This window comes from Chitinophaga sp. 05T412 (assembly GCF_056396465.1).
Genome location: NZ_JBFTLN010000013.1, coordinates 122352 through 140445, shown reverse-complemented (window position 1 = coordinate 140445; position 18094 = coordinate 122352). Strand labels below are relative to the sequence as shown.

Sequence of the window (18094 nt, the reverse complement as noted above, 5' to 3'; positions counted from 1 at the left end):
TTATAATTTTTTCAAAAAGTCATGTATCAGGGAGGCTACTTCTTCATGGTATTCTTCCAGCATGAAATGGCTGCCATCCAGTAAATGAACCGCGGCATTGGGTACATCGCGTTGATAGGCGACTGCACCAGGCCAGGTAAAGATCTCATCATTCTTTCCCCATACCACTAATACGGGCGGTTGCTGGGTGCGGAGATATTGCTGCCATTCCGGGTATTTCGGGAAATTGGTACTGTAATTCAGGAACAGCGCGATCTGTACTTCCTGCACGCCCGGCCTGTTCATGTAGAAATGTGCCAGCTGATAGCTGTCAGGGCTTATGAGCTCGGCATTGGCGGCGCCTAACAGGTGTTCCTTCTTTATATACTCCAGTGTTAGTTTTTTAGCAATCGCATCCAACAGCGTATCTCCTGCTAATGTGCCCAAAATCTGCACTTCGGGACCTAGTCCATCGTCATAGATATTGGCATTCTGTATCACCAATGCCTTCACCAGGTCAGGTCTTTTGGTAATAATGCGGAAGCCGATAGGGCCGCCGTAGTCCTGTAAATACCAGGTAAATTTTTTCAAGCCAAGCGTATCAATAAACTGCTCTATGATCAGTGCCAGGTTATCGAAGGTATAGTCGAAAGCGGTCAGCGGGGGGATGCTACTAAGCCCAAATCCGGGGTAATCCGGCGCAATAACATGATACCTGTCCGCCAGGTCATTTATCAAATCCCGATACATATGTGAGCTGGTAGGGAAACCATGTAACAGCAGGATTGTTGGTGCCTCTGGTGCGCCTGCTTCCCGGTAAAATATGTCTTGATGATTTACGGTAACGGTCTTATGTAATACGTTGGTAGCTTTCATGTGATAAATTTTGTACTAATTGGTACAATACTGTTAAAAAAAAGAGTGATGGCAAGCTGAAAAGAAAAGGAAGACTATGTTGGATTATTTGGCTTGTGTAGCATGTGGAATGATTTACTGAGATAAAGATATGTATATTTTACCAAATGGTACAAATATTTTTAAAAAAATTTAAAAACTATTAAATCAATTGATTTTCAATAAATTAAATTTAATTCTCTACTAGTTTGCTACGTTTCCGGTATTCAAGCGGACTTTCCCCGCTGTGCTTTTTGAACTGTCGTCCTAAATGACTTTCATCTGTAAAACCCAGTTCGCCGGCAATCTGGCTAATCGTTAAATTACTGAATGCCAACCGCTGTTGCACCATCTTCACCTTATATTGCGTGATATAATGCTGCAAACTTTCGCCGGTAAGCTTTCGGAAATATTCGCCTACATAATTAGCGGAGAGATTAAAGTGCGACGCCAGATAATCGACTCTCAACTTATCTGCATCACTGATATGCTGCCTGATATGAATCAGCATACGGTTAATTAATGGCTCGGCTTCACATTCAGCTGAACCAGCAGTAGGGGCCGTACTATCAGTGACATTACGCGATAGAATATTCAGCAATAAAGTCACGAGGTGCTGCAAATTCTCTTCATGATAAGCCGCTTTGTTTTCATACTCCTGCATCACCAGGTTCATTAAGGTAATAATCTGCTGGCAGTCGCCAGGATCTTTTACCAACAATTGCTGAAAACGGTTATGATGGGAGAAGATATGCTCCAGCTGTTTTAACCATTGCACAATCCTTTCCCGATCCTGCGCATTTTTATATTGCCCCAGAAATACCTCGGAGAAGCGAATAGAACAAAAACGGGTAGGAGTGGTGGCATTAAATCCCCTGCAATCCAGTGGCGTAAACAGGAAAATGCTTCCCTTTTCATAGGGGAAATCATTCCAGTTGGTTCTGCGAACACCCGTCCCCTCCATGATTTGAACGATTTCGAAGAAATGGTAAATCAACGCCCGTTCTTTCCAGCATTCCAGGTCTGATACATATAATTCAAACGGCTGATGTAATACTTTATGCTCCATAGCTGACTGTCTTTATGGGATAACGCCCGTTTCCAACCTCTAAAGTTACAAAAGAAACCCTTCTTTATCACTGTTCCACCGTAACTGCCGCCAGTAATTTTGTATTCATAAAACAGTCCGCCATGAACACACCTGAAAAATTATTATCGCCGCTGATAACGCCTGCTATTACATTTAAAAACCGTGTAGTGATGGCGCCTATGAGCAGACGCCGCGCTGAGCAGGCCATTCCCAGTGCATCCGCGCCACTTTACTACGGCCAAAGAGCAGGCGCCGGTTTAATCATTGCAGAAAATAGCGCAGTGGCGCCTAACGGTGTCGGCTATCTGAATGCACCCGGTATTTATAACGCGCCACAAAAAGCTGCCTGGAAAAAAGTAGTGGATGAAGTACATGCGAGAGATGGGAAAATCTTTGTGCAGTTAGTACACACCGGTCGTATTGGCCATGCACTTAACCATGAAGGTCACCTCCCTTTAGTAGGCGCCTCTTCGCTGAAAGCAGCAGACATCATACGTACGCCCAACAATGAGCACCATCCCATGCCGGAACCGGAAGTGCTGACTACCGAAGGCGCCGCCGCCCTGGTAGACGCCCACATACAAGCCGCTATCACCGCCATGGATCTTGGTTTCGACGGTGTGGAAATACACGGCGCCCATGGATTCCTGCCTGCTCAGTTCCTGCACCCCGTCACCAACCAACGCACCGATCGTTATGGAGGCAGCATCGCTAACCGCAGCCGCTTCCTGCTGGACATCATGGAAGGTGTTACGGCCGCCATTGGCAAGGAACATACCGGCATTCGCCTGTCGCCTTTCGTAGGCATCAACGACCTGCCCACCTATCCGGAAGAAACCGCTACTCATCTGTATCTCACGGATGCTTTACAACAACTGGGCATCTTCTATATTCACCTGTCTGGCATGCCGGTAAATGGCGCTTATACGCTGTCTGCCGATTACCTGCAGCAAATACGCCAACGCTTTAAACAACTGCTGATAGTAGCAGGCGGGTATACCGCCGATTCCGGTGAAGCCCTGCTGCAAGCCGGCCTGGCAGATATGATTGCTTATGGCAAACCATTCATTGCCAACCCGGATCTGGTAGACAGATTCCGTCACCGCACGCCTTTAGCCGTACCTGATCCTGCCGTTTTTTATGAAGGTGGAGATACCGGATATATCGATCTCCCCATTATACATCCGCAACCGGAAATAAAGGCAATGGCGATTAACAGTTGAGATGAATTAACGCGCCGGTGATGGCTGTAACGCTGCTACTGCCTTTTGCAGCGTTTTTCGGGTAGAAGCTGACCGTGTAAGGGCAATGGCTTTATGGTAGTAGTCAATCGCTTTATATACGGCTGTATCAGCCCATAAATAAGCCAATAGGGCATAATAGTAATCATGTTCCATCAACTGTAGCTTTTCTACTTCTCTGATACCCGCTTCATGGCCATGTACTTTTGCATACGCAAAGGCCCTGTTTAGTGCGGTAACAGGCGTATAAGCCACCTGAATCAGTTGATTATAGAGCTGTAAAATATGCTCCCATTTGTGCTGGTCCGTAGGTGTGGTATGCCAATAAGCAATACCGGCCTCCAGGTGATACTGCGAAATAGCTTCTCCGGAACAGGCATTCACCAGGTAGTAATTGCCCTTTTCAATCAGTGGCCTGCTCCACAGGCTACTGTCTTGCTGCTCATATAAAATAGCTTCTCCCATATCATTTTCGCGGGCATCCAGCCGGGAGCTTTGATAACACATTAACGCCAACAGCGCATTGGTGGTGGTAGTACCTGCCAGTGGACTTTCGGTTAAAATAAGTGTAAGCCGCATAGCTTCAGAACAAAGGTCTTTACGAATAGCATGGTTATGAGACGTAGAAAAATAACCTTCGTTAAATAGTAGATACAACGTTTTTAAAACGGTATCCAGTCGTGCTGCAATCATGTTTTCATCCAGCACCTTAATTTGAAAATGATCTTCCCGAAGCTGCGCCCTGGCTCTCAGTAATCTTTTTTTGATGGTTTCTTTTTTGGTGAGAAAGGCGGCCGCGATTTCCTCCACACTAAATCCACAAAGGATTTGCAGGGCCAAACATATTTGCGCTTCTTTAGAATTGGCAGGATTGCAAACGGCAAAAATCATCGCCAATTGACTATCTGTAATAGTTTGAGGAGAGAAATCGAAGTCGGGGTCCTTAGTGGCTTCGCTTGTTCCGATTGCAGGCTTTACCCGTGTTTCAAATACAGACAAGCGTTTAAGATAGTCTTTGGTTTTATTCTTCGCCACGGTGTACAACCAGGCGGCCGGGTTCTCCGGAATACCATTTACTCCCCAGGTTTCTGCTGCCCGCAAAAAAGTTTCGCTGGCAATATCTTCTGCGATGGCAATATGTTGCAAGCCAAAATGACGGCATAATACCGCCGTCATTTTAGTGTATTCCAAGCGGAATAAGTGAGGTAAAAGATCGGAATGTGTGGCGGCCTGTTCTGCCATGGATCACTAGTTTTTTCCAGGTACTGTTAATACCTCTCTGATTTCTATATTTCCGCCCATTTTAATCATGGGATTTTCCTGTGCAATGGCCACTGCCTCGTCGATAGTGGCCGCTTTCAGCAGCATATAGCCGGTAATAAATTCTTTTATTTCTGTGTAAGGCCCATCCGTTACCAGATTGTTGGGCTTTACCGTTTTAGCCCCGGTGGCCGACAGCCGGTTCCCTTTGTCGACCAGCAGATTGCGGGCAGCCACGCCTGCCATCCAGTTCATCCTTTCCTGCAATTGTGCAGGCGATGGGTTGTCATGTGCATCTTTACTGTTTCTGAAAATTAATACGAATTCTTTCATGATCATTCAGTTTTGTTGATTCATCCTCATAACGACCCAACTTGCCGAAAGGGGACAAATAACTTTTCTCAGATACACATCACTTATAAAGTTAACCCTATCTTTGGACACATAAAATTATTACCGGATTCCCTGATGAAGCTATATCGTCTCAAACAATGGTGCCTTAAAAGGAAGTGGTGGCTTGGTGCTGCAGGTATGCTACTCATCGCCTACTATTTTTGTTTACCCAAACAGCTGTTTACTTCTGCTACTTCTTATGTGATAGAAGATAGCAATGGCGACCTGCTGAATGCCAGCATCGCACCAGACGGGCAATGGCGCTTTCCTTACAATGCCCATGTACCCGAGAAGTTTGAGAAATGTATTGTAGCCTATGAAGATAAACGCTTCTATTACCACTGGGGACTTGATCCACTGGCCATGGTACGGGCCGTGAATCAAAATATCCGCGGTAAAAAAGTGGTAAGTGGAGGCAGTACGCTCACCATGCAGGTAATACGGTTATCGCGCAATCAATCCCGTAATATCTGGCAAAAAGTAGTGGAAGCAGTATTGGCTACGCGACTGGAATTTGCCGCCTCTAAAAAGAAAATTATTGCCTTGTATGCTGCCAACGCGCCTTTCGGTGGCAACGTGGTGGGCCTGGAAGCTGCGGCCTGGCGGTATTATGGCCGTAAAGCAGATTTATTATCATGGGGAGAAATGGCGGCATTGGCTGTTTTACCAAACAGCCCTGCGCTCGTGCACCCCGGACGCAACAGGGTAACGTTATTGAATAAACGTAATCAGCTGCTCACCAAACTATACCGGCAGCATACCATCGACAGCATTACCTGTCAGCTGGCCAAGCTGGAGCCTTTACCAGATCAGCCTTTGCCGCTACCACAAGATGCGCCGCATTTACTCGATCTTTTCCGTAAAGAATACCTGCAACAACAATCGGATGCACCTACGCGTATCAAAACCACCGTACTGGCCGATCTCCAACGCAATACCGCCGCTATTGCGGAACGGTATCACAGCACCTATAAAGCCAATGGCATCAATAATGCCGCCGTGTTGGTGCTCGACGTAGAAACCGGTAACACCCTTTCCTATGTAGGTAACATCTATCATCCTGCTGACCCTGAACTGGAAAGCCATGTAGATATTATTCAGGCAAGAAGAAGTCCCGGCAGCACGCTCAAACCCGTGCTATATGCGGCCATGCTCAACGACGGTCTCATATTGCCCAATACCCTCATCCCGGATATCCCTACCCAAATTGCCGGCTATTCGCCACAGAACTTTGATCTCGGCTATGATGGCGCTGTACCAGCCTCCCGCGCCCTGGCCCGGTCGCTGAACATACCTGCAGTACGTATGCTGCAACAATACCGTTACGAACGGTTCCATGCCCTGCTACAAAAAATGGGCATCACCACGCTCAATAAACCGGCAGATCACTATGGCCTATCGCTGATCCTTGGTGGCGGAGAAACCACCCTCTGGGAAATGTGCGGCATGTATGCCAGCATGGCGCGTACACTGCTGCATATGGAGCAATACAAAGGGAAATACAACATGGATGATATCCATCCACCTAATTACCGCCAGGATATACAACGCCCATCCAAATATGGTTTAAGCAGAGATGGACTACTCGACGCCGGCTCCATCTGGTACGCCTTTCAGGCTATGACAGAAGTAATGCGCCCCGGTGAAGAACTCCTCTGGCAACAATTTTCCTCCTCACAGCGTGTGGCGTGGAAAACCGGTACCAGCTTCGGCTTCCGCGATGGATGGGCCATTGGCGTAACACCGCAATATGTAGTAGGTGTATGGGTAGGTAATGCCGATGGAGAAGGCCGCCCGGGATTGATTGGCGTAGCTACGGCTGCTCCCATTCTATTTGATGTGTTCCGCCTGTTACACACCAGCGGCTGGTTTAACACGCCTTACGCACAATTGCGAAAAATAGAAGTATGCCGCAAAAGCGGCTTCCGCGCCAGCGATCTATGTGATGAAAAAGATTCTATCTATGTACCCGTAGCGGGTATGCGGGCCGGTATTTGTCCTTATCACCAGCTCATTCATCTTGATAGAACCGGGCAGTGGCGCGTAACAGAGAGTTGCGAGTCGCCACAGTTCATGCAGCATAAATCCTGGTTTGTATTGCCGCCATCTCAGGAATATTATTACCGTAGTAAAAATTATTATCAGCAGCTACCTCCTTACAAACCTGAATGCCTCGCTTCTCTGGGACAAGATAAAGCGCCGATGGAGCTTATTTATCCACGACCGGATGCACGCATATTTGTACCGATAGAAATTGACGGAAAGCCCGGCCAAACCATCTTTACGGCTACACATCGCAATAGCACAGCTAAAATATTCTGGCACCTGGATAATAATTTTATCGGTACCACCATAGAATTTCATCAGATGGCGTTACATCCCGCAGCGGGGAAACATACGATTACATTGGTAGATGAAAATGGAGAAAGGATAGAGCAGCGGTTTGAGATTTTGGCGAAAGAAAGGGAGTAAAAAAAGAATTACAAATTACGAATTACGGATTTGTGGGTAGATATAAGCGAAGCCGATCTTCGCGTTTACCATCTACCCACAAATCCGTAATTCGTAATCCGTAATTGCTAATAATTATATTTCTCTTTCCACAAATTCTTTAAATACTTCCTCAATTCCTCTTCCCGCGGGTTATTCCCGGGTTCATAAAACTTCATGCCTTTAATCGCATCCGGCAAAAACTCCTGCGTCACAAAATTATTTTCATAGCTATGTGCATAAGCATATCCTTCGCCATAACCCATATTCTTCATCATTTTCGTAGGGGCGTTCCTGATATGCATCGGTACCGGCAAATCACCGGTTTGAGATACGACTGATTGTGCCGCACTGATAGCCGCCACTGCCGCATTGCTTTTTGCGGATGCCGCCAGATAGGTAACACACTGCGACAAAATAATTCTCGACTCCGGAAAACCGATGAGGTTCACAGCCTGGAAACAGCTGGTAGCCAGCAACAACGCGTTGGGATTGGCATTGCCAATATCTTCTGATGCCAGGATCACCAACCGGCGGGCGATGAATTTTACATCCTCTCCACCATCAATCATTCTGGCGAGATAATACAAGGCAGCGTTAGGATCACTACCACGAATAGATTTAATAAATGCGGAAATGATATCATAGTGTTGTTCACCGCTTTTATCGTAAATGGCTACACGCTGTTGTGCAATGTCCATTACTTTGCTATCGGTAATCACAATAGGATCTTCCTGTAGTGTGGTCACCACCAGCTCAAAGAGGTTCAATAATTTGCGGGCATCTCCCCCTGAAATATTAAACAGGGCGCTGGTTTCCTTTAATTCAATATGCTTGCTGCGCAGCCATTCATCCCGTTCCATGGCTTGCTGCAGTAGTGTCATTAGCTGTTCCTTTCCCAATGGCTTTAGTACATACACCTGGCTACGGGAGAGTACCGCCGCATTTACTTCAAAGGAAGGATTCTCTGTAGTGGCGCCAATGAGGGTAATAATTCCTTTTTCCACCGCGCCTAACAGGGCGTCCTGCTGGGACTTATTGAAACGGTGAATTTCATCGATGAATAACACCGCATGCCGTTGTTTCTTCGCCATTTCAATCACTTCCCTGACTTCTTTTACACCGGCGGAAATAGCGCTCAGTGTGTAAAACGGGACCTGCAATGTATGGGCAATAATATTGGCGATGGTGGTTTTACCAACACCGGGAGGGCCCCACAGGATCATGGAGGGGATCATGCCTTGTGTAATGGCTTTTCTTAAAATGCTGTCTTTGCCAGTAAGGTGTTCCTGCCCCACCAGTTCATCTAATGTTACTGGCCGTAACCGCTCTGCTAATGGCTGCATACTACACTGATTATTTAATGGTTAACTGCCTGGGTTAATAAGCGGAATCTTCTTGTTATTGTCGTCGGGATGATTAATCTGGTTCATTTTATAGGCCATGATATCCTTGATGGATCTGGCGCGGGTAATGGCCAGATCTGCGTTTTCGCCTTTGAACAACTCGTTCACGGTACCTTCAAACAAGGATATCCAGCGGTCGAAGTGAGCTGATTCCAGCGGGATCAGTTGATTGATCCTGAAATGAGGCGCCATGCTGTTGCCGCGGTAGTTGCCGCCTTCCAGCAGCAAGCTTTCCCAGAAATCATACATGGTAGGCAGATGCTTGCTCCAGTCTACTTTGGCGATGTCATTAAAAATATATCCGATCCGGTCGTCCACCTGTACTTTTTCATAAAAGCGGTCTACCAGCAACTTGATGTCAGCTCTGTTGGTTATTTCCTTTTTCTCCATAACCGTTTATGTTTGTTATTCTTCCGGGTTATTATGCTCCTGCCGTTGCTGCCATTGACGCAGTATACCGAACGACAACACCGCATTGAGGATCAGAATAATACCAGGTATCAGACAAAATACGCCCGCCACTTGTATCGCGGCTGGTGTGATGGCCTTTTGCTCTTCCGGTGTTGGCAACATGGCGCGTACATCGTTGATAATATTGCCCGATAAGGTGATCAATACTATTCCTACAATGATCATTAAAGAAGAAAAGAGCACTTCGATGACGCCCATAATACGAATTCCTCCAGGGGTATTTTCTTTCAATGGTACTTCCGGCAGCAACATGCTACGTTGCAGATATAAGGATAAAACGCTATGAATGAAGCAAGCCCCCCAAAATAAAAGGCTCATTAAAAACATGGTGCTGATACCCTTGAACAAAATAACAGAAAGGCCTGTGAACACAAAAAAACCTGAAATCATCAACGATAGCGACGTAGTGATTCTGTACAATTTAAACCTGAAATCCATCTATCTCCTAATTTTCGTAATACAAACCTACCTAATTATTTAGAGATTATCCGATTTGATCCTGTCGGCCACCACTACAGAGATTGCCGCTTATAAAAAACCTTTGTAGCAACTTCCTCCCTTTTCCATAACTTTAAATACTAAACCTGTTTTATATATGAAGAAAACCAATGCGGTAAAACTACCGTTGCTGGCTGCCATGGTTACTTTTGCAGCTTGCAATTCCGGCAACTCCTCACACCAGGGAGAAGCAGCAGACACTGTAAAGGTGCCGGCATTCAACCTCGCCGACCTCGACACCACCCACAAAGCCTGCGATGATTTCGACAATTACGCAAATGGCAACTGGAAGAAAAACAACCCTATTCCATCTACAGAAAGTCGCTGGGGAGCATTCAACATCCTCGATAAAGAAAACAAAGAAGTTCGCCTGAAAGGTATTATTGCTGATATCACCAGCAAAAAAGACCTGAAAAAAGGTACCGAAGAGCAGCAAATCGCAGATTACTACACCTCTTTCCTGGATACCGCTACCATTGAACAACGCGGCATCACTCCATTACAACCTTACCTCGATAAAATTAATGCCATCAAAACCCTGGCCGACTGGGCCAGCGTAACCGGCGAATTGCAAAAAATCGGTGTTTCCAGCTTCACCGGATTTGGTGCAGATGCAGATGCGAAAAACAGCAAAATGAACGTGCTGTACCAGGGTCAGGGCGGCTTGAGCCTAGGTGAAAAAAGCTACTACGAAAGACAGGATTCCGCTACCAAAAATGTACGCGATGAATTCGTTGCACACGTAGATAAAATGTTTAAACTGGCCGGCTTTACTGAAGCTACTCCCGGTAAAACGATCCTGGAATTTGAAACCAAACTGGCTAACATGCAGCTCTCTAACGTAGAACTGCGCGACCCGGTTAAAACGTACAATAGAGCAGCGTTTGCTGAACTGAAAAAACTGGCGCCGGATTTCGACTGGGATAACTTTGCTGCGAAACAGGATATTAAAGCAGATACCATTGTACTGCAAAACAAAGAATACCTGACCAAAGCAGGCAACCAGCTGAGAGTTACGCCTATTGAAACACTGAAAACATACACCAAATGGCAACTGCTCACCGGGTTTGCGGGTTATTTACCTGCCTCTTTTGATGCAGAAAATTTCCACTTCTATGGTACCGTGATGACTGGCAAGAAAGCACAGAAAACCCGTGCTGAACGTGCTATCCGCTCTACCGACGGAAAAATGGGCATGCCACTGGGTAAACTGTTTGCCAAGAAATACTTCCCGGAAAGCAGCAAACAGAAAGTATCTGAAATGATTGAAAACGTGCGTAAAGTATATGGCGAAAGAATCGACAAACTCACCTGGATGGGCGATTCTACCAAACTGATGGCACATAAAAAATTATCTTCCTTTACTTACAAGATCGGGTATCCTGACAAATGGAAAGATTACTCTTCTATCAATATCGACAAAGGCAAACTGCTGGAAAACGTAGTAGCAGCCAGCTTATATGAGCACAAAGAAAATATTGATAAAATAGGCAAGCCAGTAGATAAAAGCGAGTGGGGTATGACTCCTCAAACCGTAAACGCTTACTACAATCCGTTAAACAACGAAGTAGTATTCCCTGCCGGTATCCTCCAACCTCCTTTCTACAATCCAAATGCAGATGATGCCATCAACTATGGCGGTATCATCGCGGTAATTGGCCACGAGTTTACCCACGGCTTTGATGACCAGGGTTCTCAGTTTGATGCAGAAGGTAACCTGAAAAACTGGTGGACTGCTGCCGATCGCGCTAATTTCGATAAGCTCACCAAACGTTATATCGATTACTTCAGCTCCCTGGAAGCTTTACCTGGCTTCAAAGTAAATGGTGCGCTGACCATTGGCGAAAACGTAGCTGACCTCGGTGGCTTAACCCTGGCTTATCATGCACTGGTAAAATCTTTTGAAGGTAAAGGTGAACCTAAACCTATCGACGGATTTACCTGGCAGCAACGCTTCTTCCTGGGCTGGGCGCAGGTATGGCATGGTAACATTACCGATGCTGCCCTCCGCAACCAGATTCAAACAGATCCACACTCTCCCGCAAGATTCCGCATCAACGGACCATTACCTCACCTGGCTGAATTCCAGGCAGCATGGGGTTGTGCAGCCGATAGCAAAATGGCGTTACCTGCAGATAAACGTGTAGTAATCTGGTAATAAACATTTTCTCACCATAACATTACGGATTTGTAAGAAGAGCTCCTTCTCGCAAATCCGTAATTTTTTTTATCAATACCTTCGCAAAAAAAACAGCATGAAACATATATTCGTAATTGGTAGCGCATTATTCCTGTTTGCCTGTGCACAACAAAATAAACCAGCTGAAAATAATACCATGCCGGCCACACCAGCTGCGGCTACAGAAAAACTGACCGCAGATGCCAATGGCAAATTACCTGATCCGGTATGCGAAATGCCTTATGATACCAGCTATAAAGAGTGGACTGTATATAAAGGAGATACCCTTCATTTCTGTTCTCCTACCTGCAAAGGGGTGTTTGAAAAAGCGCCGGAAAAATATATGGCCAAACTGGGCAAATAAAAATATTCCTTTAAAAACCGTCCGGGTAAAAACCCGGACGGTATTGGGTTCAGTTTATGAATCTATTGATAAAAAATACCAGAATTGTTGATAAAAGTGAAAGTTACCGGGTGAAGGAGAGCCATACGCATGGTATTGTGTTTCCGCTGCAGGTGATAATGGGTTCCGTGTCGCAAAAATAGGGACCACATATTACCTCATGGTTAAGGAAATATTACCAGCATGTTAATTGATAAAGCATTTACGGAAGGGCTAACAATAATAAGGTTTCGGAGAACAGGATATCGGTACAGGGCTGAAAAGCAGGCCGGAAGTATATATCTCCCGAAAAACAGGATAAAAAATTACCACATATTTTGTTGAGGCGATTGCCGGTTATTATTCGTCAGCATATCCAGGGAAATGTCCAACTGATAATTACGTTCTTCCCTTCTATCAGGCGTAGCACAGGCCAGCTGAAATAAATGCTGACTCTTGTTCATAAAAGGTTTATTGTCTTTGTTACATAACTCCAGCGAAAAGTTAAACCGTTCTTCTACTTCTTCCTCAAACTCACGCAGGCTCAGTGTTTCGTCGATAGGAAATTCTATCAGCACTTCTTCTTCAAAACCGGCTTCTTTAAGGGTATCAAAAGTATTGGCCAGGGAATTACGCACATATACTGCCACATTGCAAAAGAGCAAACGCTGTATTTGCATTTGCAATAGGGAGATAGTCATTAAAGGATGCAACTTCAATACTTTCATCTAGCTTTTTTTCTGCTTTTTAAGACACACTTTATTATTTCTCTGGCAAACTTAACAGTCTACTTTTAATTTAATATTAAGCGCTTGTTATGATTTTGTGAAAATAATATTTAAATATAAATATATAATAAATATATAAATATAAATATGTTTACCTGTTTACTCTTACTGTTATTACGGAACAATGCCCGCTGCTATTGCAAAGTAGCGGGAGCAAGGAGTCATCCGGCAGCATCAGGTTCCAGGGAAAGTAATGATGCGGGTAGGGTCCCAGTCGTTGGTACTATCCTCCTCATCTTCTGCCAGTACAATTTTGGATTTGGTAACCGGATGTTGGTATAGGGTCCATTGTTGATTGGTATATTCGAGAGAAGTAAGACTTTCTACCCAGTCACCAGAATTCAGATAGGTCACGGTTTTATCGCCTACCTGCATTTCTTTAATCAGGGGTTGGTGAATATGGCCACAGCACACTACATCAAATCCTTTATCTACGGCTATTTCGGCTACCGTTTGTTCAAAATCAGAAATAAATTTAACCGCAGATTTTACGCCCTGCTTTACTTTTTTGGAGAACGACATCTTTTCCCGGCCCATACTTTCGAGGGCATTATTCACTAACCGGTTCAGGATAATCAGCAGATCATACCCCTTTCCGCCCAGTTTAGCCAGCCATTTGGAGTTTTTCATGGTTACATCGTATACATCGCCATGAAAGAACCAGTGTTTTTTTCCATTTACTTCCAGTACCAGCTTATTATCAATGGTAAAGTTACCTAGCTCAAAGCCGGCGTACTTGCGGAGGGCTTCATCGTGGTTACCGGTCAGGTAATACACGTCGGTGCCTTTCCCGATCATTTTCAGGATTTTCCGGATTACTTTGGTATGGGCTTTAGGGAAATAGCGTTTGCTAAACTGCCAGATATCGATAATATCCCCGTTCAGTACCAATATACGCGGATCAATGCTATCAAGGTACTGGATCAATTCTTTAGCGTGACAACCGTATATCCCAAGGTGTACATCTGAGATTACGGCTATATCTAATGGGCGTTTGTCTGACATCTATAGGTGGTATGTGCAGGTTGTAGGCAGCCTGTTTATGAGTATAATTTTCAATACAAAGGAAAAATCGCTATATTACTTTTATATTAATCCAGTGTTAAGGAATTATTAATTCGCTTTTTTTGCTGGTGGGAACAGGTCGAGAAAGCTATTTTTGCGGCAAATTATAAACTCAAACGTATGGGAGGCTTCAATTCTTTTGTAAAACTATTCATGCCGAAAGACCGGGTATTTTATTCTTTGTTTGAAGATGTGGCTTCCAATCTTGTAGAAATGGCGACCGTGCTCAACGAGCTGGTAGCGACTACTGATCTGGCTGTGAGAAAAGATAAAGTGCATCTGATAGAGCGCCTGGAGCACAAAAATGACGACTACACCCACCGCATATTTGTAGAACTCGGACAAAACTTCATTACCCCATTTGACCGGGAAGATATCCACTACCTGGCTGCTACACTGGATGATGTTGCTGACTATATCCACGGTTCCGCAAAAAGAATGGACCTGTACAAAGTACATTACATCAATGAGAGCATTCGCAAGCTGGCCGAATTAATCCACCTCGGCGTACTGGAGCTGGCAAAAGCAATCCCAGAATTGCGCAATATGCAGAATATGCGCATCATTACCGATGCCTGCGTAAAAATCAACAGCCTGGAAAACCACGCTGATGACATTTACGACATGGCCATCGCCGATTTGTTCGACACGGAACAAAATGCGGCAGAACTGATTAAAATGCGTGAAATCTACCAGGCCCTGGAAATCGCTACGGACAAATGCGAGGACTGCGCCAATGTAATAGAAACCATTATTATCAAGTACTCCTGATAAGGGGAATACTGTTCTGAACGCATAATTCTCCCTAAGTCATGACATTATTAGTAATAATTATCATACTGGCATTCATATTTGACTATATCAATGGTTTTCATGATGCCGCCAACTCTATCGCCACAATTGTGTCGACCAAGGTGCTGACACCTTTCCAGGCAGTACTTTGGGCCGCAGTATTCAACTTTGCGGCTTTTTTTATTGCCAAATACGTTATTGGTGAGTTCAAAGTGGCCAATTCTGTGGCCAGCTCTGTATTTGAACAATTCATTACACTGAAAGTAATCTTTTGTGGCCTCGTGGCTGCTATTATCTGGAACCTGTTTACCTGGTGGCTGGGGATTCCCTCCAGTTCCTCGCATACACTGATTGGTGGCTTCATTGGCGCCGCAGTTACAGCTTCTGGTGGTAGCATTGACGTTATCAACTTCCACAAAGTATTGCCTACTGTATATTTCATTGTACTGGCGCCGCTGATAGGTATGTTTGTGGCCTTTGTCATTACGCTCATCATCGTAAATGTTTGCCGCAAAGCCAATCCTTATCGCGCAGAAAGCTGGTTCAAACGCCTGCAGCTGGCATCATCCGCTGCATTGAGCCTTGGCCACGGTAGTAACGATGCCCAGAAAGTAATGGGGATCATCTCTGCTGCCATGGTATCTGCCGGCTATATCCAAAATATTAAGGCCATGCCAGACTGGGTGCCACTGGCCTGCTTTACCTGTATCGCCCTCGGTACCATGAGTGGTGGTTGGAAAATCGTTAAAACCATGGGTACCCGTATCACCAAAGTAACTCCACTGGAAGGGGTAGCAGCGGAAACATCCGGCGCCATTACGCTTTTCATCACTGAACACATGGGAATCCCTGCCAGTACCACACACGTAATCACTGGTGCTATCATGGGGGTAGGCGCTACTAAAAGATTGTCAGCTGTTCGTTGGGGTGTAACCGTTTCCCTCCTCTGGGCATGGGTATTAACCATTCCCATCAGTGGATTGCTGGCCGCTTTCACTTATTTTATTGTGAATCTGTTTATATAAAATAACCGACAGAAAGGAAAAAGTAAAAAGCTATTTTCGGGGATATCCACACGAAAATAGCTTTTTGCTTTTTCCTTTCTGCTTTCTGCTTATTTTTGTGCGGCTTTGTGATAATTTAAGAAGCCACAAGCTAGTGACCATCAAAAATTGATCTTGCAAATGAAAGGAATTATCCTGGCCGGTGGATCCGGCACCCGGTTACACCCCATTACGTATGCTATCAGCAAACAGATAATGCCGGTGTATGATAAACCAATGATCTATTATCCGCTGTCTACATTAATGCTGGCGGGAATAAAGGATATTCTGATCATTTCCACACCGCATGACCTCCCCGCTTTTCAACGTCTTTTTGGTAACGGCGCACAACTCGGTCTGAATCTCAGCTATGCAGAACAACCCAACCCTAACGGACTGGCACAGGCATTTGTGATCGGAGAAGAATTTATTGGCAAAGATAGCGTGGCCCTGGTATTGGGCGACAACATCTTCTACGGCGCAGGCCTGGGAACCCAACTCTCCCACAATGCCAACCCCGAAGGCGGTATCGTATATGCTTACCAGGTATCTGACCCCGAAAGATATGGCGTAGTAGAATTCGGAGAAGATATGAATGTACTATCTATAGAGGAAAAACCACAGGAGCCAAAATCCAATTATGCGGTACCTGGCCTCTATTTCTACGATAACTCAGTAGTGGAAATTGCAAAAAATCTGCAACCCAGTGCCCGCGGCGAATATGAAATTACCGACGTCAATAAAGAATATTTAAAGCGTGGAAATTTAAAAGTTTCTATCTTACCCCGCGGTACAGCGTGGCTGGATACCGGTACCTTTGACTCGCTGATGCAGGCATCACAGTTTGTACAGGTGATTGAACAAAGACAAGGAATAAAAATTGCCTGTATCGAGGAAATCGCCTACCGCAAAGGATTTATTAATGCCGACCAGCTGAAAGAACTGGCCAAACCATTACTCAAAAGTGGCTATGGAGCTTATCTTCAATCGCTGCTGAATCAAAAAAATACTTTGAAATAACTAATAAAAGTAAATCTGAAATATCATGAAGGTTCTTGTTACGGGTGGATGTGGCTATATCGGCTCACATACTATAGTAGATCTGATCAATAATGGATTTGATGTAGTGTCTGTTGACAGTAACATCAGGAGTACCACCCAATTATTAGATGGTATAGAAAAAATTACCGGAAAAAAGGTACGCAATTACAAAGTAGATCTTTGTAACCTGGAAGATACCAATGCTGTATTTCATGAAAACAGGGACATTGTGGGGGTTATCCACTTTGCGGCACTGAAAGCAGTGGGAGAATCTGTTACAGAACCCCTGATGTATTTTCAGAATAACCTGACTTCTCTGATCAACGTACTGAAATGCGTAAAAGAGTATAATATCCCTAACCTGGTATTCTCCTCTTCCTGCTCAGTTTACGGCAATGCCAAAGAATTACCGGTGGTAGAAACCACACCTCTTGGTGACGCGCAATCACCTTATGCACGTACCAAACAAATCGGAGAACAAATTATTGAAGATTACAGCCGGGTAAACGATACACAGTCTATCCTCCTGCGCTACTTCAATCCGGTTGGTGCGCACCCTTCTGCACTCATCGGCGAACTGCCACTGGGCAAACCAGACAACCTGGTACCCGTGATCACCCAAACGGCCATCGGAAAAATCCCTAAATTGACCGTTTTCGGTACCGATTACGATACCCGTGATGGCTCCTGTGTACGCGACTATATCCACGTAATGGATATCGCCAACGCACACACGAAAGCATTACAATACCTGCTGGAACACCGCAATGAAAGCAACTGCGAGATTTTCAACCTGGGCACCGGCAATGGCGTTACCGTACTGGAAGCCATCAAAGCATTTGAGAAAATATCCGGCATTAAACTGAACTACACCACCGGCCCACGCCGCGAAGGAGATGTGATTTCTATTTATGCCAATAATACCAAAGCCAAAGAAAAACTCCGCTGGTTACCTGAAATTGGTATAGAAGACAGTATGCGTACTGCCTGGCAGTGGGAGGTGAGTCTCCGCAATAAAGTGCTGAGTAACTAGGATCATCTCTTTTTAATGTTTACTTTTATTCTTCAATTTTAAAAAGACC

General features: G+C 45.0%; 17 protein-coding genes. 8 read left to right on the top strand and 9 right to left on the bottom strand.

The features are described from left to right. Complete coding sequence (locus tag AC1DFM_RS25710) at positions 1 to 855, bottom strand: alpha/beta fold hydrolase (protein ID WP_477079639.1); 855 nt, start codon at positions 853 to 855, stop codon at positions 1 to 3. 211 nt (positions 856 to 1066) lie between these two features. After that, positions 1067 to 1942, bottom strand: a complete 876-nt coding sequence (locus AC1DFM_RS25705; RefSeq protein ID WP_477079638.1) for a helix-turn-helix domain-containing protein — start codon at positions 1940 to 1942, stop codon at positions 1067 to 1069. 122 nt (positions 1943 to 2064) lie between these two features. On the opposite strand from AC1DFM_RS25705, the gene AC1DFM_RS25700 reads away from it, so the two are divergent. Then, positions 2065 to 3186: an alkene reductase gene (locus tag AC1DFM_RS25700; RefSeq protein ID WP_477079637.1), complete on the top strand. Its 1122-nt coding sequence runs from the start codon at positions 2065 to 2067 to the stop codon at positions 3184 to 3186. Between the two features lie 6 nt (positions 3187 to 3192). Here the strand turns inward: AC1DFM_RS25700 and AC1DFM_RS25695 are convergent, their stop codons facing one another. Together AC1DFM_RS25695 and AC1DFM_RS25690 are read right to left on the bottom strand one after the other, a co-directional pair. Then, on the bottom strand, positions 3193 to 4446 hold the full coding sequence (locus tag AC1DFM_RS25695) for an RNA polymerase sigma factor (RefSeq protein WP_477079636.1): 1254 nt from the start codon (positions 4444 to 4446) through the stop codon (positions 3193 to 3195). A gap of 6 nt (positions 4447 to 4452) precedes the next feature. Beyond that, complete coding sequence (locus tag AC1DFM_RS25690; protein WP_477079635.1) at positions 4453 to 4797, bottom strand: YciI family protein; 345 nt, start codon at positions 4795 to 4797, stop codon at positions 4453 to 4455. Positions 4798 to 4932: 135 nt separating this feature from the next. Here AC1DFM_RS25690 and pbpC point away from each other — a divergent pair, with 135 nt between their 5' ends. Continuing rightward, the gene (pbpC, locus tag AC1DFM_RS25685; RefSeq protein ID WP_477079634.1) at positions 4933 to 7329 is read left to right on the top strand and encodes a penicillin-binding protein 1C; all 2397 of its coding nucleotides are present in this window, start codon (positions 4933 to 4935) and stop codon (positions 7327 to 7329) included. A 107-nt stretch (positions 7330 to 7436) separates the two neighbouring features. Here pbpC and AC1DFM_RS25680 read toward each other — a convergent pair whose 3' ends face one another. Genes AC1DFM_RS25680 through AC1DFM_RS25670 form a run of 3 tightly spaced genes read right to left on the bottom strand, consistent with a single transcriptional unit; the run spans position 7437 to position 9476 of the window. After that, on the bottom strand, positions 7437 to 8693 hold the full coding sequence (locus AC1DFM_RS25680; RefSeq protein ID WP_477079633.1) for a replication-associated recombination protein A: 1257 nt from the start codon (positions 8691 to 8693) through the stop codon (positions 7437 to 7439). A gap of 21 nt (positions 8694 to 8714) precedes the next feature. Then, positions 8715 to 9143 (bottom strand): group III truncated hemoglobin, encoded by a 429-nt coding sequence (locus tag AC1DFM_RS25675; RefSeq protein WP_477079632.1) that lies wholly within the window; start codon positions 9141 to 9143, stop codon positions 8715 to 8717. A 15-nt stretch (positions 9144 to 9158) separates the two neighbouring features. Next, positions 9159 to 9476, bottom strand: a complete 318-nt coding sequence (locus tag AC1DFM_RS25670; RefSeq protein ID WP_477079631.1) for a hypothetical protein — start codon at positions 9474 to 9476, stop codon at positions 9159 to 9161. 343 nt (positions 9477 to 9819) lie between these two features. Here AC1DFM_RS25670 and AC1DFM_RS25665 point away from each other — a divergent pair, with 343 nt between their 5' ends. Continuing rightward, positions 9820 to 11880 carry a M13 family metallopeptidase gene (locus AC1DFM_RS25665; RefSeq protein WP_477079630.1) on the top strand — a complete coding sequence of 687 codons (2061 nt, stop codon included), beginning with the start codon at positions 9820 to 9822 and terminating at the stop codon, positions 11878 to 11880. A gap of 97 nt (positions 11881 to 11977) precedes the next feature. Then, positions 11978 to 12265 carry a YHS domain-containing protein gene (locus tag AC1DFM_RS25660; protein ID WP_477079629.1) on the top strand — a complete coding sequence of 96 codons (288 nt, stop codon included), beginning with the start codon at positions 11978 to 11980 and terminating at the stop codon, positions 12263 to 12265. Between the two features lie 344 nt (positions 12266 to 12609). On the opposite strand, the gene AC1DFM_RS25655 is transcribed toward AC1DFM_RS25660, so the two are convergent. Both AC1DFM_RS25655 and AC1DFM_RS25650 read right to left on the bottom strand, forming a co-directional pair. Continuing rightward, the gene (locus AC1DFM_RS25655) at positions 12610 to 13011 is read right to left on the bottom strand and encodes a hypothetical protein (RefSeq protein WP_477079628.1); all 402 of its coding nucleotides are present in this window, start codon (positions 13009 to 13011) and stop codon (positions 12610 to 12612) included. A 234-nt stretch (positions 13012 to 13245) separates the two neighbouring features. After that, positions 13246 to 14076 carry a UDP-2,3-diacylglucosamine diphosphatase gene (locus tag AC1DFM_RS25650; protein ID WP_477079627.1) on the bottom strand — a complete coding sequence of 277 codons (831 nt, stop codon included), beginning with the start codon at positions 14074 to 14076 and terminating at the stop codon, positions 13246 to 13248. 180 nt (positions 14077 to 14256) lie between these two features. On the opposite strand from AC1DFM_RS25650, the gene AC1DFM_RS25645 reads away from it, so the two are divergent. The 4 genes from AC1DFM_RS25645 (at position 14257) to galE (ending at position 18045) form a co-directional block, all read left to right on the top strand. Further along, entirely contained in the window at positions 14257 to 14907 is a 651-nt protein-coding gene (locus AC1DFM_RS25645) for a DUF47 domain-containing protein (RefSeq protein ID WP_142684061.1), read from the top strand. A gap of 41 nt (positions 14908 to 14948) precedes the next feature. Then, a complete protein-coding gene (locus AC1DFM_RS25640; protein ID WP_477079626.1) occupies positions 14949 to 15953 on the top strand; it encodes an inorganic phosphate transporter in 1005 nt (334 codons plus the stop codon). Positions 15954 to 16112: 159 nt separating this feature from the next. After that, entirely contained in the window at positions 16113 to 16991 is an 879-nt protein-coding gene (gene rfbA, locus AC1DFM_RS25635; protein ID WP_477079625.1) for a glucose-1-phosphate thymidylyltransferase RfbA, read from the top strand. Between the two features lie 25 nt (positions 16992 to 17016). Then, entirely contained in the window at positions 17017 to 18045 is a 1029-nt protein-coding gene (galE, locus tag AC1DFM_RS25630) for a UDP-glucose 4-epimerase GalE (protein WP_477079624.1), read from the top strand. Positions 18046 to 18094: the final 49 nt, after the last annotated feature.

Bases quoted from the DNA above. Each gene is read 5' to 3' on its own strand.
- AC1DFM_RS25710 (WP_477079639.1), bottom strand. From the start codon at position 855: ATGAAAGCTACCAACGTATTACATAAGACCGTTACCGTAAATCATCAA.
- AC1DFM_RS25705 (WP_477079638.1), bottom strand. From the start codon at position 1,942: ATGGAGCATAAAGTATTACATCAGCCGTTTGAATTATATGTATCAGAC.
- AC1DFM_RS25700 (WP_477079637.1), top strand. From the start codon at position 2,065: ATGAACACACCTGAAAAATTATTATCGCCGCTGATAACGCCTGCTATT.
- AC1DFM_RS25695 (WP_477079636.1), bottom strand. From the start codon at position 4,446: ATGGCAGAACAGGCCGCCACACATTCCGATCTTTTACCTCACTTATTC.
- AC1DFM_RS25690 (WP_477079635.1), bottom strand. From the start codon at position 4,797: ATGAAAGAATTCGTATTAATTTTCAGAAACAGTAAAGATGCACATGAC.
- pbpC (WP_477079634.1), top strand. From the start codon at position 4,933: ATGAAGCTATATCGTCTCAAACAATGGTGCCTTAAAAGGAAGTGGTGG.
- AC1DFM_RS25680 (WP_477079633.1), bottom strand. From the start codon at position 8,693: ATGCAGCCATTAGCAGAGCGGTTACGGCCAGTAACATTAGATGAACTG.
- AC1DFM_RS25675 (WP_477079632.1), bottom strand. From the start codon at position 9,143: ATGGAGAAAAAGGAAATAACCAACAGAGCTGACATCAAGTTGCTGGTA.
- AC1DFM_RS25670 (WP_477079631.1), bottom strand. From the start codon at position 9,476: ATGTTGCTGCCGGAAGTACCATTGAAAGAAAATACCCCTGGAGGAATT.
- AC1DFM_RS25665 (WP_477079630.1), top strand. From the start codon at position 9,820: ATGAAGAAAACCAATGCGGTAAAACTACCGTTGCTGGCTGCCATGGTT.
- AC1DFM_RS25660 (WP_477079629.1), top strand. From the start codon at position 11,978: ATGAAACATATATTCGTAATTGGTAGCGCATTATTCCTGTTTGCCTGT.
- AC1DFM_RS25655 (WP_477079628.1), bottom strand. From the start codon at position 13,011: ATGAAAGTATTGAAGTTGCATCCTTTAATGACTATCTCCCTATTGCAA.
- AC1DFM_RS25650 (WP_477079627.1), bottom strand. From the start codon at position 14,076: ATGTCAGACAAACGCCCATTAGATATAGCCGTAATCTCAGATGTACAC.
- AC1DFM_RS25645 (WP_142684061.1), top strand. From the start codon at position 14,257: ATGGGAGGCTTCAATTCTTTTGTAAAACTATTCATGCCGAAAGACCGG.
- AC1DFM_RS25640 (WP_477079626.1), top strand. From the start codon at position 14,949: ATGACATTATTAGTAATAATTATCATACTGGCATTCATATTTGACTAT.
- rfbA (WP_477079625.1), top strand. From the start codon at position 16,113: ATGAAAGGAATTATCCTGGCCGGTGGATCCGGCACCCGGTTACACCCC.
- galE (WP_477079624.1), top strand. From the start codon at position 17,017: ATGAAGGTTCTTGTTACGGGTGGATGTGGCTATATCGGCTCACATACT.